Source organism: Pseudomonas sp. 22189 (genome assembly GCF_052045635.1).
GTDB lineage: Bacteria > Pseudomonadota > Gammaproteobacteria > Pseudomonadales > Pseudomonadaceae > Aquipseudomonas > Aquipseudomonas parakoreensis.
This window is the reverse complement of sequence record NZ_JBQEPG010000006.1, coordinates 217,514-232,800: the sequence shown is the minus strand read 5'-3', so window position 1 is coordinate 232,800 and position 15,287 is coordinate 217,514. Positions and strand designations below refer to the sequence as shown.

The 15,287-nt window shown below is 60.6% G+C and carries 15 protein-coding genes; 9 read left to right on the top strand and 6 right to left on the bottom strand.

Translation table 11 applies throughout. The features are described 5' to 3' along the window. Positions 1 to 19: 19 nt before the first annotated feature. Both ACTJKS_RS08710 and ACTJKS_RS08705 read left to right on the top strand, forming a co-directional pair. Complete coding sequence (locus ACTJKS_RS08710; RefSeq protein WP_262947766.1) at positions 20 to 979, top strand: LysR substrate-binding domain-containing protein; 960 nt, start codon at positions 20 to 22, stop codon at positions 977 to 979. Between the two features lie 91 nt (positions 980 to 1,070). Continuing rightward, positions 1,071 to 1,604: a ferritin-like domain-containing protein gene (locus tag ACTJKS_RS08705; protein ID WP_003221186.1), complete on the top strand. Its 534-nt coding sequence runs from the start codon at positions 1,071 to 1,073 to the stop codon at positions 1,602 to 1,604. A gap of 174 nt (positions 1,605 to 1,778) precedes the next feature. Here the strand turns inward: ACTJKS_RS08705 and ACTJKS_RS08700 are convergent, their stop codons facing one another. Then, positions 1,779 to 3,854, bottom strand: a complete 2,076-nt coding sequence (locus ACTJKS_RS08700; RefSeq protein ID WP_108181528.1) for an AsmA family protein — start codon at positions 3,852 to 3,854, stop codon at positions 1,779 to 1,781. Positions 3,855 to 4,239: 385 nt separating this feature from the next. On the opposite strand from ACTJKS_RS08700, the gene ACTJKS_RS08695 reads away from it, so the two are divergent. From ACTJKS_RS08695 to ACTJKS_RS08665, 7 genes are all read left to right on the top strand, one after another. Next, positions 4,240 to 4,746 (top strand): hypothetical protein, encoded by a 507-nt coding sequence (locus tag ACTJKS_RS08695; protein ID WP_041065594.1) that lies wholly within the window; start codon positions 4,240 to 4,242, stop codon positions 4,744 to 4,746. Between the two features lie 173 nt (positions 4,747 to 4,919). After that, positions 4,920 to 5,552 (top strand): TetR family transcriptional regulator, encoded by a 633-nt coding sequence (locus tag ACTJKS_RS08690; RefSeq protein WP_007966952.1) that lies wholly within the window; start codon positions 4,920 to 4,922, stop codon positions 5,550 to 5,552. 244 nt (positions 5,553 to 5,796) lie between these two features. After that, the gene (ureE, locus tag ACTJKS_RS08685) at positions 5,797 to 6,297 is read left to right on the top strand and encodes an urease accessory protein UreE (RefSeq protein ID WP_003221180.1); all 501 of its coding nucleotides are present in this window, start codon (positions 5,797 to 5,799) and stop codon (positions 6,295 to 6,297) included. Then, positions 6,294 to 6,968 (top strand): urease accessory protein UreF, encoded by a 675-nt coding sequence (locus ACTJKS_RS08680; protein ID WP_103368038.1) that lies wholly within the window; start codon positions 6,294 to 6,296, stop codon positions 6,966 to 6,968. The genes ureE and ACTJKS_RS08680 overlap by 4 nt, the downstream gene beginning before the upstream one ends. 11 nt (positions 6,969 to 6,979) lie before the next feature. After that, the gene (gene ureG / locus ACTJKS_RS08675) at positions 6,980 to 7,594 is read left to right on the top strand and encodes an urease accessory protein UreG (protein WP_041065601.1); all 615 of its coding nucleotides are present in this window, start codon (positions 6,980 to 6,982) and stop codon (positions 7,592 to 7,594) included. Between the two features lie 27 nt (positions 7,595 to 7,621). Further along, positions 7,622 to 8,194: a HupE/UreJ family protein gene (locus tag ACTJKS_RS08670; protein WP_047291003.1), complete on the top strand. Its 573-nt coding sequence runs from the start codon at positions 7,622 to 7,624 to the stop codon at positions 8,192 to 8,194. A 254-nt stretch (positions 8,195 to 8,448) separates the two neighbouring features. Further along, positions 8,449 to 9,582, top strand: a complete 1,134-nt coding sequence (locus tag ACTJKS_RS08665; protein ID WP_108181527.1) for an AGE family epimerase/isomerase — start codon at positions 8,449 to 8,451, stop codon at positions 9,580 to 9,582. Positions 9,583 to 9,758: 176 nt separating this feature from the next. Here the strand turns inward: ACTJKS_RS08665 and ACTJKS_RS08660 are convergent, their stop codons facing one another. The 5 genes from ACTJKS_RS08660 to livM all read right to left on the bottom strand — a co-directional run bounded on the left by ACTJKS_RS08660 (position 9,759) and on the right by livM (position 15,286). Then, positions 9,759 to 10,664: a cation diffusion facilitator family transporter gene (locus ACTJKS_RS08660; RefSeq protein ID WP_086794257.1), complete on the bottom strand. Its 906-nt coding sequence runs from the start codon at positions 10,662 to 10,664 to the stop codon at positions 9,759 to 9,761. Positions 10,665 to 10,793: 129 nt separating this feature from the next. After that, positions 10,794 to 11,558: an SDR family oxidoreductase gene (locus ACTJKS_RS08655; protein WP_047291000.1), complete on the bottom strand. Its 765-nt coding sequence runs from the start codon at positions 11,556 to 11,558 to the stop codon at positions 10,794 to 10,796. 844 nt (positions 11,559 to 12,402) lie between these two features. Then, on the bottom strand, positions 12,403 to 13,119 hold the full coding sequence (locus ACTJKS_RS08650; RefSeq protein ID WP_108181526.1) for an ABC transporter ATP-binding protein: 717 nt from the start codon (positions 13,117 to 13,119) through the stop codon (positions 12,403 to 12,405). After that, positions 13,116 to 13,988, bottom strand: coding sequence for an ABC transporter ATP-binding protein (locus ACTJKS_RS08645; protein ID WP_041065624.1), 873 nt, complete (start codon positions 13,986 to 13,988; stop codon positions 13,116 to 13,118). Before ACTJKS_RS08645 ends, ACTJKS_RS08650 begins: the two co-directional genes overlap by 4 nt. Continuing rightward, the gene (gene livM / locus ACTJKS_RS08640) at positions 13,985 to 15,286 is read right to left on the bottom strand and encodes a high-affinity branched-chain amino acid ABC transporter permease LivM (RefSeq protein ID WP_041065627.1); all 1,302 of its coding nucleotides are present in this window, start codon (positions 15,284 to 15,286) and stop codon (positions 13,985 to 13,987) included. Before livM ends, ACTJKS_RS08645 begins: the two co-directional genes overlap by 4 nt. Position 15,287: the final 1 nt, after the last annotated feature.

Here is a 15,287-nt window from a genome sequence, read left to right as displayed (position 1 = left end):
GGATGAATTCATTTCATCCATGGAGTTTTCAATGTTCGCCTCGTTGCCGCTGACCGCTCTGCGCGCCTTCGAATCCGCTTCGCGCCTGCTGAGTTTCAAGGCCGCCGCCGAAGAGCTGTCGGTCACGCCCACGGCAATCTCTCATCAGATCCGTACGCTGGAAGACTGGCTCGGCGTCGCCCTGTTCGAACGTTTGCCGCGTCAGGTGCGCCTGACCGAAGGTGGCGAGCGGCTGTTTCGCAGCCTGCACGGCGCGCTGCTGGAAGTGGCGCAAAGCGTCGATACCCTGCGCCCGCAACGCAGCGGCAGCAGCCTGACGCTGTCGACCACGGCCGCCTTCGCCGCGCTATGGCTGGTACCGCGCCTCGGGCGCTTTTATGCGCAGCACCCGAACATCAACGTGCGCCTCGATACCCACTGCGAAGTCATCGACTTGCATCAGGACGCCAGCGTCGATCTGGTGCTGCGCTACAGCCTTGACGACTACCCCAATCTTTACGGCTTGTGCCTGTTCGATGAGGCGTTCGGCGTGTACGGCTCACCGGAGCAGGTGGCGCTGGCCGCCCGGCGCACGCCGGCGCTGATCAGCGTGCGCTGGCACAACTCGAAGCTGTATGCCCACGGCTGGGAAGCGTGGTGCGCCCGCGCAGGTGAGAACTGGCTGAACCAGCATCCCGCAATGCGCGAATACGACGAAGAGCACTACGCCTTGCAAGCGGCAATTGCCGGGCAAGGCTTGGTCCTTGCGAGCAATATTCTGGTCTCGCAGAGCGTCGCCAGCGGTTTACTGGTGCCGTACAAGGGGCAGGTGCAGGTTGAGGGTGCCGGCTACAGCGCGCTGTGTGTGCCGGGACGGGAGCGCCATCCGCCGGTGCGGGCGTTTTTTGCCTGGTTGCAGGAGGAGGCCGCGTTGTCCGGACTGACGCCAAGATCGCAGCCTTCGGCAGCGCCTACAGGGGGGACGGCGCAAATCTCGTAAAACTTTTTGCATCGCGCAGGACTCACAACCAGGGTAAGCGATCACGCCTGTAGAGCGTGGCGCCCATTGGATTAGCCTCCTGGAGATCGAAATGAGCGATGACCTGCACTTGTCGGATGTCAAAACCCTGCGCGAACGTGCGCGGCAACACGTCGAGAACGGCGCGGTAACCGAAAGCTACAGTGCCAACCGTGAAGAGGTGCTGCGCCTGCTCAACGAATCGCTGGCCACCGAACTGGTCTGCGTGCTGCGCTACAAGCGCCACTACTTCATGGCCAACGGTCTGAAAGCCAATGTGGCCGCTGACGAATTTCTCGAACACGCCACCCAGGAAGCACAACACGCCGACCGTCTGGCCGAGCGCATCGTGCAACTGGGCGGCGAGCCGGAGTTCAATCCGGACCTGCTGTCGAAAATGTCCCACGCCCAATACGTGGCCGGGAACACCTTGAAGGAAATGGTCTATGAGGACCTGGTGGCCGAGCGGATCGCCATCGACAGCTACCGCGAGATCATTCAGTACATCGGCGAAAAAGACCCGACGACTCGGCGCATCTTCGAAGACATCCTCGCGCAGGAAGAAGAGCACGCCGATGACATGGCCGACATTCTGAAAGACCTGTAAGCCTTTCAAAACCACCTTCGCGAGCAAGCTCGCTCCCACACTGGAATCCATTTCAAATGTGGGAGCGAGCCTGCTCGCGAAGGGGACGCTACAGAAACAAAAAGATCGCAGACTGCGGCAGCTCCTACATTCCACTGTAGGAGCTGCCGCAGGCTGCGATCTTTTGCTCTTGCCTTACTTGGTTGGCTTGACGGTCACGGGCGCCTTGCCCGCCTTCATCTGCTCAAGCAGAGGCGCACACTGATTCGGCTCCCCGCCACTCGGCGCCACCAGCGCCAGCAGCCCCGCCGCTGGTGCAGCGATCACGCCCAGTGCAACCATTCCCGCCCCGCGCAGCATCAACGGTACAGCCTTGACCCCGGCGTCCGGCTTGATGAACTTGCCGCGCACGTACAGCGGTGAACGCAGCGAAATCAGACGCCAGCCCTTGGATTCCGGGGTCACGGTCAGGTCCAGTTGCTCGGTGGCCATGTTCGCCGTGCCGTCGATGTAGATGATCGCGTTCTCGGTATCGAACACAAACAGCCGAGTGGTCGCCAGACCCGTCTTGATGTCGAAGTCCGCCGCCGCGCAGTTGATCTTCACTTCCTTGTCGCCAAAGATCTTGCCGACCACGTAGTTGCCGACGTTGAGCCCTGCCAATTCCATCAGCTCACGGCTGATCGCGCCGTCGTTGATCAGCATCTTCAACTGGCCATTGGCGCCGCCGAGCAGCTTGGCCACCGAATTGCCGCGGCCGCTGATATCGGCGTCGCCATTGAGCTCACCGAAACTGGTTTTCATCGGTTCGAAGGTCGGGAACAACTGCTTGAGTTTGAACCCGCGCGCGGTCAGTTTGGCCCGCCCTTCCAGCGGTTCGGCGCGACCGTTGAGGCGGATCTGCGCGTCCAGATTGCCGCCGGCCACGCCGAAGCGCAGCGGTTCCAGGCTGAGCTCGCCGTCGTTGAGTTTCAGGTGGGTATAAAGGTCGGTGAAGGGCAGTTTTTCGCTGTGCACGATGCGTTTGCCGGTGAACTCGACGTCGGCATCCATCGCGCGCCAGCGGTCGGTCTTGAACTCTTCAACCGGCAGCACTTTGTCGGTCGGCTGCTTGCTCTCGCCGCCGCGGGCCTTTTGCTTGTCATTCGAGTCGGCGCCGATCAGCGGCGCGAGGTCGGCGAACAGCAGTTGATTGGACAGCAGCGCGCCACTGAGTTTTGGCCGAGGCTGACTGGCGACGTAGGTCAGATCGCCATGAATGTCACTGCCGCCGATCTTGCCGTTGAATTGCTCGTAGGTGAATTTCGCCCCGGCGGCGTCATGCAATTTGGCAATCAGATGGCCGTCGGTGGAGTACGGCGGCGTGTCCGGCAGGGTCACGCCGGTTAGCGGATAGAGGTTGCCGAGGCTGGCACCGGCCAGTTTCAGCCGCAGATCGAGAGCACCGAGGTTGAGCGGGTCGGTCAACGTGCCGGCGAGTTCGAGGCTGGTGGCGCCGATCTTCGCCTGGGCCTGCAGCGGGAACGGTTTGTTCGCGTCCTGCAACGCCAGCAACCCGCCGATTTTGCCCTGGCCGGTGAGATTCTGGCCGTGGTACTGGCCTTTGACCTTCAGCGCGAACGCATAGTCCTGCGGCGCGGTGCCTTTGTCCTGGGCCGTTTTCGCGGCTTTGTCACCGACGATTTCGCTGAACGGAATCGGTTTGCCCAGCGGGTCGATCACCACGTCGAGATTGGTCTTCAGCGTCTGGTCGTCCAGCGTGACATGGCCCTTGTCGAAACCGATGGCGCCGATGTCCACCACCCAGTTCGACGGTTCGGCGTTCGGGTCTTTCGGGTCGAACTTGAAGGTCCAGTTGGCGCGCCCATCGGCCAAGCGTTGCAGTTGCGCATTGGGTTCGGTCAGGTCGATCCGCGGGATCGTCACCCGTTGCGCCAGCAGGGCCAGCGGCGAGATGCGCAGCTCCACGCGTTTGAGCGTGACCATCTGCGGCTGCTTCGACCAGTCCGGATTACCCAGCGTCAGGTCTTCAGCCACCACGTGCGGCCACGGCACCCAGGCCCGCCAGCCGCCCTCGTCCGGCTCACGCTGCCAGATCACCGCGAGGTTGCCATTGATGGCAAACGGTCGATGCAGTTCTTCCGAAACTTTGGCGTTGAGCGGCGGTTTGATCCGGTTCCAATCGAAGAACACGATGATCAGAACGAGTACCGCCAGCAGCAGTACGAGGATGGCGAAGGTCCAACTGAAGATTTTCCCGGTGCGCGTCATGCACAAAACTCCTGATGACGACCGCACGCCGACTTCGCGACGCACAGCTGAAACGGCGGGCCAAAGCGGCCCTCATGAATTCTACGACTGGCAAACAGTGCGCAGGTTTAATCGGAATATAGATTCCGTGGCAAAAAATCGCCCGAATGCTGACCGATTGGTCGAACAGCGTTACCGCCACCCGCACATTTGCGAGGCGCGAGTGAGTCGAAAATACCCACTGCGGTGCAAAACCGCCGCCCGCAAACGCCCGAGCTAGAGCGCCTCGGCAGAACAATCAATTCTGTTGATTATTACCATTGCGTTTATGAACTTTTATATCGACTTATCGAGAGTAGCATTGGCTTCGTACCCACTTTATCGCCCTCCCAAGGAGCAACCCATCATGAAACGCCAATTACTGCTCAGCCTTACCCTGTCGATGCTAGCCAGCACTGCTTTCGCCCTGCCCGCTGCCGATCAGGCTACCCCACAAGTGAAATCCAGCCACTCGGTGTTCAGCCAGACTGTGGCTGCTGATGGCGGCGACCGCACACCACAAGGCCAGACCCTGGCTGAAAACGGCCGTAATCGTCTGGAAGAAAAAGGCCTGGTACAAGATGGCTACGACAAGACGCCACAAGGCCAAGCTGTAGCAGAAGGTGGCCGTGATCGTCTGGAAGAGAAAGGTCTGGTGCAAGACGGCTATGACAAGACTCCACAAGGTCAGACCCTGGCTTCCGATGGCAGCGACCGCACTCCACAAGGCCAGACCCTCGCTGAAGGTGGTGGTGACCGCACCCCACAGGGCCAGACCCTTGCCGAAGACGGTTTCGACAAAACCCCACTGGGCCAAGCCGTTGCCGAAGGTGGTGGTGACCGTGTGATCGAACGCAACAGCGCTTTGAGCTAAGCCCATGGCGGCCTGGAAAAAAAGCCCAATCACCGGATTGGGCTTTTGACTTTTTCAGCACTGGCAATCTGCAAAACCCTTTTTTACCGCTGACATTCCCCCTGCCGTTCGACGCCAGCAAAGCCGATTTGCTAGAGTGCGGCGCTTGTCCCGCTCAAGAAAACGCCTTTGCGATGCTGCCCCGCGCCGAACAGAAACAACAGACCCGCAATGCCCTGATGGACGCTGCCCGCCATTTGATGGAAAGCGGCCGAGGATTCGGCAGCCTGAGCCTGCGCGAAGTAACCAAGACCGCCGGCATCGTGCCCACCGGTTTCTATCGGCATTTTGCCGACATGGACGAGCTGGGGCTGGTGCTGGTCAGTGAAGTCGGCCAGACCTTCCGCGAGACCATCCGCCTGGTGCGCCACAACGAATTCGTCATGGGCGGCATTATCGATGCGTCGGTGCGGATCTTCCTCGACGTGGTCAGCGCCAACCGCTCGCAATTTCTGTTTCTCGCCCGCGAACAGTACGGCGGCTCGCTGCCGGTGCGTCAGGCGATCGGTCGTCTGCGCGAGAACATCAGCGCCGACCTCGCCGCCGACCTGACGCTGATGCCCAAGTTGCAACATCTGGATGCAGCCGGCCTGAGCGTGATAGCCGACCTGATCGTCAAATCGGTGTTCGCCACCCTGCCGGACATCATCGACCCGCCTGCCGAGGCCCTGCCGGAACATTTGACACCCCAGGCGAAGATCACCCAGCAATTGCGCTTCATCTTTATCGGCCTCAAGCACTGGCAAGGGCTGGGCAGCACCGAGTAAAGATCAAAAGATCGCAGCCTTCGGCAGCTCCTACACCAACCCCCTGTAGGAGCTGCCGAAGGCTGCGATCTTTTTTATTGGCCACAAATTGGTGCATGTAAAAATCTTCACGCACCAAAATCTTCCAAAATTCTGCAACATCTTGAAACATCCTCTACGCTCCGACAGGGATTTCCTACATCTCGCACGGTTGGCAAGCCCCTTGCTCTAGCCCTCTCTACAGTCCACTGCTGGAAGCTTTCCGATGCTGGTGATTCATCGCAGAATCGACCCTCAACCTGTCTGGTCCGCCGAGTTGCACCTGACCTTCGAAGCGCGGAGCAAAAGCCGTCTGCGCTGTTTCAGTGCCGATGGCGAAGACGTCGGGCTGTTTCTGGAGCGTGGTCAGGCGCCGTTATACGACGGCGAATGCCTGCAGGCCGAAGACGGCCGCATCGTTCGCGTCTGCGCCCGCCCCGAGCAACTGCTGCACGTCACCTGCGCCAATGCCTTTGAACTGACCCGCGCCGCCTATCACCTGGGCAACCGCCACGTCGCTCTGCAAGTCGGCGATGGCTGGCTGCGTCTGCTCGATGATTACGTGCTCAAGGCCATGCTCGAACAGCTCGGCGCGCAGGTCGAAGCGATTGAAGCGCCGTTCCAGCCGGAGCACGGTGCCTACGGCGGCGGCCATCACCATTCGCGGCATGGCGACGAAGATTTCAATTACGCGCCCAAACTCCATCAGTTCGGCGTTCGCCTGTGAATCCGGCCTGGGCGCTGCTGCGCCTGGCCAGTCCGCAACTGCCGATTGGCGGCTACAGCTATTCGCAAGGCCTGGAAATGGCGGTGGATAACGGCCGCGTGAACAACCCGGACAGCGCCCGGCGCTGGATCAGCGATCAACTGCTGCTCAACCTCGCCCGTTTCGAAGCGCCGCTGCTGCTCGCCCATTGTCAGGCTGCGGCCGAGGAAAACTGGCCCGAGTTGCTGCATCTCTGCGAAACCCACCGCGCCAGCCGCGAGACCCGCGAGTTGCATCTGGAGAGTCGGCAGATGGGTTACTCGCTGCAGCAGTTGCTCAACGGTCTGCCGGAACTCGACGCGCCGGCCCGCCGCTTTCTTGAGCAATGCGCGGAACCGCATCTGGCCCTCGGCTGGGCACTCGCCGCCCGTGCCTGGCAAATCAGCCCACAGGATGCGCTCGCCGCGTGGCTATGGAGCTGGCTGGAAAACCAGCTCGCGGTATTGATGAAAACCCTGCCGCTGGGCCAGCAAGCCGCCCAGCGCCTGACCAGCGAACTGCTGCCGCTGCTGCAACAAGCGCAGCAGGACGCCACCCGCATTAATCCCGAACACATCGGCAGCGCCGCGTTCGGCCTGTCCCTGGCGTGCATGGCGCATGAGCGCCAGTACAGCCGACTGTTTCGCTCTTAGGAGAACAAACCATGAACACACAACCCCTGCGCGTCGGCATCGGCGGCCCGGTCGGTTCCGGCAAAACCGCATTGACCCTGGCCCTGTGTCTGGCGCTGCGTGATCGCTACAACCTGGCCGTCGTCACCAACGACATCTACACCCGCGAAGACGCCGACTTTCTGGTGCGCAACGAAGCACTGGCACCGGAACGCATCATCGGCGTGGAAACCGGCGGCTGCCCGCACACGGCAATCCGCGAGGACGCCTCGATCAACCTCGAAGCCGTCGATCAACTGAACCGACGCTTTCCGGGGCTGGACCTGATTCTGGTCGAATCCGGTGGTGACAACCTGTCGGCAACCTTCAGCCCGGAGCTGTCAGACCTGACCATTTACGTGATCGACGTCTCTGCCGGCGACAAGCTGCCGCGCAAGGGCGGGCCGGGGATCTGCAAGTCCGATCTGCTGGTGATCAACAAGATCGATCTGGCGCCGCTGGTCGGCGCGTCGCTGGAAATGATGAACAGCGACACCCAGCGCATGCGTAACGGCAAGCCGTTCGTCTTCAGCAACCAGAAAACCGGCCAGGGCCTGGAAGACATCATTGCCTTCATCGAACGCCAAGGCCTGCTGAACGCCGCCTGATTCATTGACCAACAAGGAAGCTTCTCCATGACACTCAAACGCATTCTCGGCGCCGTGGCGCTGCTGCTGACCCCGGCCCTCGCCTTCGCCCACCCGGGCCACGGCGACAGTGGGCTGGTCGCCGGTATCAGCCACCCGATCGGCGGCCTCGACCACTTGCTGGCGATGATTGCGGTCGGCCTGTGGGCGGCGCAGCAACAAGGCGCGGCGCGCTGGGCGCTACCGTGCACGTTTGTCGGCACCATGCTGATCGGCGGCATGCTCGGTTTTGAAGGGCTGGAGTTGCCGGCGCTGGAAAGCGGGATCGCCGCTTCGGTGCTGGCGCTGGGTCTGGCAGTGGCACTGGCGGTGCGTCCACCGCTGGTGATGGCGGTGGCGGCAACGGCGCTGTTTGCGCTGTTCCACGGTGTGGCGCATGGCCTGGAACTGCCGGACATGAGCAGTCCTTGGGCGTATGCCGCCGGTTTTGTCGCGGCGACGGCGGCGCTGCATGCGGCGGGTTATGCCGTGGTTCGTGTTCTGCCGCAGGCTGCTGCGCCGTTGGTGCGAGTGGCAGGTGCTGCTTCGGCGGTGACTGGCGCCTGGTTGCTGGCCGGCTGATCTTTATCGCCCCCACAATTGGACTGCACTCTCCTGTAGGAGCTGCCGCAGGCTGCGATCTTTTGACTTTGATTGTTAAAAGCCAGATCAAAAGATCGCAGCCTGCGGCAGCTCCTACAGAATCAAGCTGCGAATCCGATTCAATTATGGGAGCGGGCTTGCTCGCGAAGGCGGACTGACAGACTCCGCGTCTCTAAGGCCCGCCGCTCTGCTACCATGTCGCGCAATCGCCCCAGCCGTGACGACGTCCGCCAATGCCCCATGCTTGCCGCTCCACCTCCCTGCCCGAATTGACCGCCCTGTTCAGCGACGTGCAACAGCACTTTCTGAACGTGATCGTGCCGCTCTGGCAAGGCCCGGGCTGGAACGCCGACATGGCGCTGCCTTACGAGGCACTCGACGCGGCGCACCAACCCTTGCCACCGCAACGCTACCGGGCGATGGCCTGCGCACGGCAGCTGTACCTGTTTTCCAGCCGGATCGGGGTTGTGGATAACGCCGAGGTGCGCGCCGCCGCGCTGTTCCGCTCGCTGCAACGGCACTTCCATGATGCCGAGCACGGCGGCTGGTTCTACAGCATCGACGCGCAAGGCCAGCCGCTGGATCAGCGCAAAGACCTCTACACCCACGCCTTCATCCTGTTCGCCTGCGCCCATTACTGGGCCAAGTCCCGCGAGCCGTTGGTGGAATCCACGCTCAACGCTGCACTGGAAGTGATCGCCCAGCGCTTCGCCACTGGCGATGGCTTGTACGAAGCGTGCCTGGACCGCGACTGGAGCAACCTGCAAAGCGGTCCGCTGCAAAACCCGCTGATGCACCTGGCCGAAGCGTTCCTCGCCACCCTCGCCGTGCGCGAGGATGCGGCAACGCAGCACGCGCTCGTCGAATTATGCACAGGCATGCAGCAACACTTCGTCGATCCGCAGCACGGCGTGCTGATGGAGAAACCGCTGGGCGCTGTGGATAACTGGTACGAGCCGGGGCATCAGTTCGAATGGTATTTCCTGCTGGAGTCGTCATCACTGCTGCGCGGCTCGAAACTGCACGCGGCGCTGGACCGGGCATTCGCTTTCACCGAACAATTCGGCGTTGAACAAACTTCAGGCGCAGTGCGGGCAATGCTCGATCTGCAACGGGATGGTCGCCCGAAAGATTCGACCCAACGCATCTGGGCACAGGCAGAATATTTGCGCGCCCTGACCTTGCGTCCGGACAGCGAAGCCGCGGTACTGCGCCAGTTGCAGGCGCTGCAGCAACGGTTTCTGCATGCGGGCGGGTGGCATGAGTGCCGGGATGAACTGGGTGAGGTCAGCCGCAAGGACATGCCATCGACCACGCCTTATCACTTGGCGACGTGCTATAGCGGATTGGCTGAATACCTGCGCTGATCTCATGAAAAATGGGATTGCTGTTGCAAAGGGATTACTGTGGTGAGGGGATTTATCCCCGACGGCGCGAAGCGCCCCTAAAACAGCAGGGCCGCTGCGCAGCCCATCGGGGCGGTGCGACGTTTCGCTAAATCCCCTCGCCACAAATGTGTTGTCAGCCTAAATGGGGGGTTACATCACGCAATCCACTTCTTGTCGCCCGTGAAGCTGATGGTCAACCAGCGCGCCGCATCCGGCTCGCCCAACTGCGCCGAAATCTCCTCCCGCAACGCATCCAGTTGCCCAACGCTGTGCAACCGGTAATTCGCCGGCAACACCACATGAATCTCGATGAACCGCGCCCGTCCGTGCTTCTGCACGTAGGTCACGTAATCGTCGAAACCGTGTTCGACCTTCGCCGCCTCCATGACCTGACGCACCTGATCATCCAGCGTATCCGGGGCAATACCCAGCACATCGCGCAGCGCCGGGCCGAGGATCTTGAACGCCGGCGGCAACATGGTCAGCGCCAGCACGATCAGGATCAGCGGGTCGACAAATTTCGCCCACGCCTCAAAGCCCTGGGCCTTGAGCAGCAGCGCCACGAGAAAACTGATCAACAGGCCGACCGAGAGCATCGCGTCCACCAGCCAGCTGATGTTGTCGAACTGGATCAGGCTGGACTTGAGTTTGCGATTGCGCCGACGCACGTAGAAGAAGTAGGCGAACTCGACGACGGTGAACACCGCCGCATAAATGATCACCAAGCCCAGCTCGATGTCGCGGCCGCCGTTGATGATGCCGAACACACCGTTGAGAAACGCATAGATAGCGATCAACAGCAGGAAACTGCCTTCGATCAGCAGCACCATCGGCTCCAGATGCCAGAAACCGAACTGGAAGCGATGATTGCTTTCTTTGGCGATCAACCTGGCGGTGATCAACATCAGTACTTTGATGAACGTTGCGATCAGCGAGAAAAAACCATCGAAAAGGATGGATTGCGAACCTGAAACAAAACCGGTGACGATCCCGGCAATCGACACCGCGAACATCAGGATGGTCGATTGTTTGAGCAACGACTGCTCACCTCGGTTACTCACGTAGCCTCCTCTAAAAACCTTTGAACCGCGGGGTGCGGTGGGGTTTGTCGGAGATGAGTTTACCTTACCGCCATGTTTTGCCTGTTACGGCCTCATCGCTGGCAAGCCAGCGATGGCCATTATGCGGTCTTACGCCTTGTTACGCTCGATGGCGAACCCGGCCCAGGTCTGGCTCACCGGCATCAGCTCCAGGCTGTTGATGTTGATGTGTGCTGGCGCGTTGAGCACCCAGAAAATCGTTTCGGCGATGTCCTGCGGCTGGATCGGCTCGGCCCCGGCGTAGGTGGCGTTGTAGCGTTCCTGGTCACCGGCAAAACGCACCAGCGAGAACTCGCTTTCGCACAGGCCCGGCTCGATGTTGCTGACGCGCACGCCGGTGCCCTGCAGGTCGCAGCGCAGGTTCAGCGAGAATTGCTTGACGAACGCCTTGGTCGCGCCATACACGTGGCTGCCCGGGTACGGATAGTTACCGGCGATGGAGCCGAGGTTGACGATGCCGGCGCCACGGCCGTGAGCGATCAACCGTGGCAACAGCAGGCGAGTGCTGTACATCAGGCCTTTGACGTTGGTGTCGACCATGGTGTCCCAGTCGTCGAGGTCGCATTTGGGTGCCGGATCGACGCCCAGCGCCAGCCCGGCGTTGTTGATCAGGCCACGCAGCTTGGCGAACGACGGCGGCAGATTGGCAATTGCCTCTTCCATCGCCTTGCGGTCACGTACATCAAGTACCAGGCCATGCACTTCAGTCTGCTCCGACAGTTCGGCGCACAGGGCATTCAGACGCTCTGCACGACGACCGGTCAACACCAGTTTCCAGCCAGCCTCGGCAAATCGACGGGCACAGGCTTCACCAAAACCGGAGGTTGCGCCGGTAATAAACAGGGTGTTGGACATCGTGTTCTCCTTGCGTCGGCCGCCAGCGCAGCCATTGGAATAGAAAATCAGCAGCCAGCATGCCCGGCCCGGCATTTACGAGCAACACCCGCACCGGGACATATTCCGATCAAATTTTGATCAACCGTCGCTACGCCATACCTGCCGTGGCCTGTAGCCATGTGCACGCACGTTATCCACAGTCCCTTCCACAGTTTCCGGGGGCAAGTAGAAACGCGCAAAGCCGCGCCACACAAGGCTTTGCGCGGAAAATAGAAAGTTTTTTGCTTGACCCTGAAGCCGCGGTTGTGCCGGAGATGGCATTTTGCACGACCGGCCGGTCAGTGCGGTGATTGCGCGAGGCCAGTAATTACGGCCCTCAGCGCGGTCTTTCCAGAGTTTAGTCACAGACTTATCCACAGGCTTGTTCACATGGAATTGCCTCTACTGCGCGGCCCAGAAAAAGGTTGACAACAGCGTCTTCGGCTCCCGCAAAAACGCCTGATCAAAAAGCGATCACCCGCCTGCAAGCCACGTCACACAAGGGCTTCAGCCAGCTACTCCCACGTTATTCACAGCCAGCTCCACAGCAAACGGGGACAAGTCAAAACTGTGGAAAAACAGCCATTTGCAGCGTCTATATGTCGCGCTTTGACAGCGATGGGAATTTGTTTTCCACAATTTCAGAATGTGCTTGATGTCCTGGCTTGATTCCATGTAGGAGCTGCCGAAGGCTGCGATCTTTTGATGTTGTTTTGANATCAAAAGATCGCAGCCTTCGGCAGCTCCTACAGGGGTTGTGGTGGTTTGAGATGTAAAAGCCCCGGGACTCGCGTCGCCGGGGCTGTGCATGACAACGGTTGGGTCAGTGCCCGCCCAGATAAGCGTTACGCACCTCCTCGTTCACCAGCAGCTCTTTACCGGTACCGGTCAGGCGAATCTCGCCATTGACCATCACATACGCCCGGTCCGACAGCTTCAACGCATGGTTGGCGTTCTGCTCGACGAGGAAAATGGTCATGCCGGTTTTCGCCAGTTCACGCAGGGTGGCGAAGATCTGTTTCACCACGATCGGCGCCAGGCCCAGGCTCGGTTCATCAAGCAACAACAGCTTCGGCCGACTCATCAAGGCGCGGGCAATGGCGAGCATTTGCTGTTCGCCGCCGGACATGGTCATCGCCCGCTGAGTGCGGCGCTCTTCGAGCCGCGGGAACAGCTCGAACATGCGCTGCATGTCCTCTTTGGCGTACTTGTCGCCAATCGGGATGGTGCCCATCAGCAGGTTTTCCTCGACGGTCATGTCGGGGAACACCCGCCGCCCTTCCGGCGACTGCGCGATGCCGTTGGAGGCGATGTAGTGCGAGGACTTGTGGGTGATGTCGATGCCTTGATAGAGGATCTGTCCGCCCGCCGCCCGTGGCTGGCCGAAGATCGACATCAGCAGCGTCGATTTGCCCGCGCCGTTGGAGCCGATCAGGCTGACCGTCTCGCCTTCGTTGATCTCAAGCGACACGCCTTTGAGGGCCTGGATCGGGCCATAGAACACGTCCAGGCCTTTGAGTTCGAGGATCGGTTTGCTCATACCAGTTCCTCTTCGTCGGCGCCCAGGTAGGCGGCAATCACTTTTGGATCGTTGCGAATCGCATCGGGTCCACCCTCGGCGATGACCACGCCGTGATCCAGCACCACGATGTGGTCGGAAATGCTCATGACCATGCCCATGTCGTGTTCGATCAGCACCACGGTCAGATCATGCTCGTCGCGCAGCAGCCGGATCATCGCGCTCAGCGCTTCGGTTTCCTGAGGGTTGAGGCCGGCGGCCGGTTCGTCGAGGCAGATGATCTGCGGCCGCGTGCACATGGCCCGGGCGATCTCCAGACGACGTTGCTGACCGTAGGACAGCTCACCGGCCAGGCGGTTGGCGCAGTCCACCAGATCGACCACTTCGAGCCAGTAGAACGCGCAGTCCAGCGCATCGCTTTCCGCTTTGCGGTAGCCCTTGGTGTTGAGGATGCCGGCGAGCATGTTGCGGTTGACCCACATGTGCTGCGCCACCAGCAGGTTTTCCAGCACCGACATTTCCTTGAACAGGCGAATGTTCTGGAAGGTCCGGGCCAGACCGGCGCGGTTCACCAGATGCGTGCCACCAAACATCTTGTAATACAGGCGACTGAGGAAGCTTTTCGGCGAGACGAAGTCGGTCGGTTTGAACGACTCGCCCAGCAATTGGATGACGTTGGTCTGCTTGCCGCGCACGTTGAGTTCGATCTTGCCGCCGGAGGCCTTGTAGAACCCGGTCAGGCAGTTGAATACCGTGGTCTTGCCGGCACCGTTCGGCCCGATCAGGGCAAAAATCGAGTTGCGTTTGACCTTGAGGCTGACATCGCTCAAGGCCTTGATGCCACCGAAGTGCATCATCAGTTTTTCCACAGAGAGTACGACTTCACTCATGGCGCAGTCCTCTCATAGTGAATGGCACCTTTGCGTGGAGTGACCCCGGTACGGCTGATGCGGATCAGCCCTCGAGGTCGCCAGATCATCATCAACACCATCAGGATGCCGAACAGCAGCACGCGATATTCCGCGAAGCCGCGCAGCAGTTCCGGAGCAACCGTCAGCACGAACGCTGCGATCACTACGCCGATGGTCGAGCCCATGCCGCCGAGCACGACGATGGCGAGGATCAGCGCCGATTCGAAGAAGGTGAACGAGGTCGGGTTGACGAAGCCTTGATAGGTGGCGAAGAACACCCCGGCCAGACCTGCGGTCGACGCACCGATGGTGAACGCCGAGAGCTTGACCAGTACGTGGTTCAGGCCCATCGAGCGGCAGGCGATTTCATCTTCGCGCAAGGCTTCCCAGGCGCGGCCCACCGGCATTTTCACCAGACGATGCTTGATGTACAGCACGGCCAGCACCACCAGGAACAACACCGTATAGATGAAGTAATACTTCACGTCCGGGTTGTAGGCGATGCCGAAAAACTCATGGAACGGTACCCCGCCATCCTTGGCCCGCTTGCCGAATTCCAGGCCGAAGAACGTCGGCAAGGGCGCCGGCATGCCGTTCGGCCCGCCGGTCAGCGACAGCCAGTTGTTGAGGATCAGGCGGATGATTTCACCGAAGCCCAGGGTCACGATGGCCAGATAGTCACCGTGCAGACGCAGCACCGGAAAACCGAGGATGCAGCCGGCCAGACCCGCGGTGATCGCCGCCAGCGGCAGCACAGTCCAGAAGCCCAGCCCGAGGTATTGATAACCGAGCGCCAGACCGTAGGCACCGATGGCGTAGAACGCCACGTAACCGAGGTCGAGCAGACCGGCGAGGCCAACCACGATGTTCAGCCCCAGCCCCAGCAGCACGTAGATCAGCCCGAGGATGACCACGCCCAGCAGGTACGAGTTGGAGACAAACGGCACAATCACCGCCAGCACAATCAGCAGTGGAATGATCCAGCGCAGGCGTGATTTGTGATCGGCAGGCAGCACATGTACACCGGAACCGGTGCTCTCGAATCCGTCGAGGATCTTCAGGCCCTTGGGCGTCTGCAGAAACAGGCTCAAGGCAAAGCGGCCGATCATGACAATGCCGATGATCCACGCCACGCGGGTTGGTTCGAGGTTGAAGCTGTAGCCGTCGAGCACGACACCGACAATCGGGCCGAACACGATCAAGGCAATAAGGCCGGCCAGAATCGCCTCAACCAGGCTTTTTTTGATATCGATGTTTTTTTGAGTGGTTGAAGACATC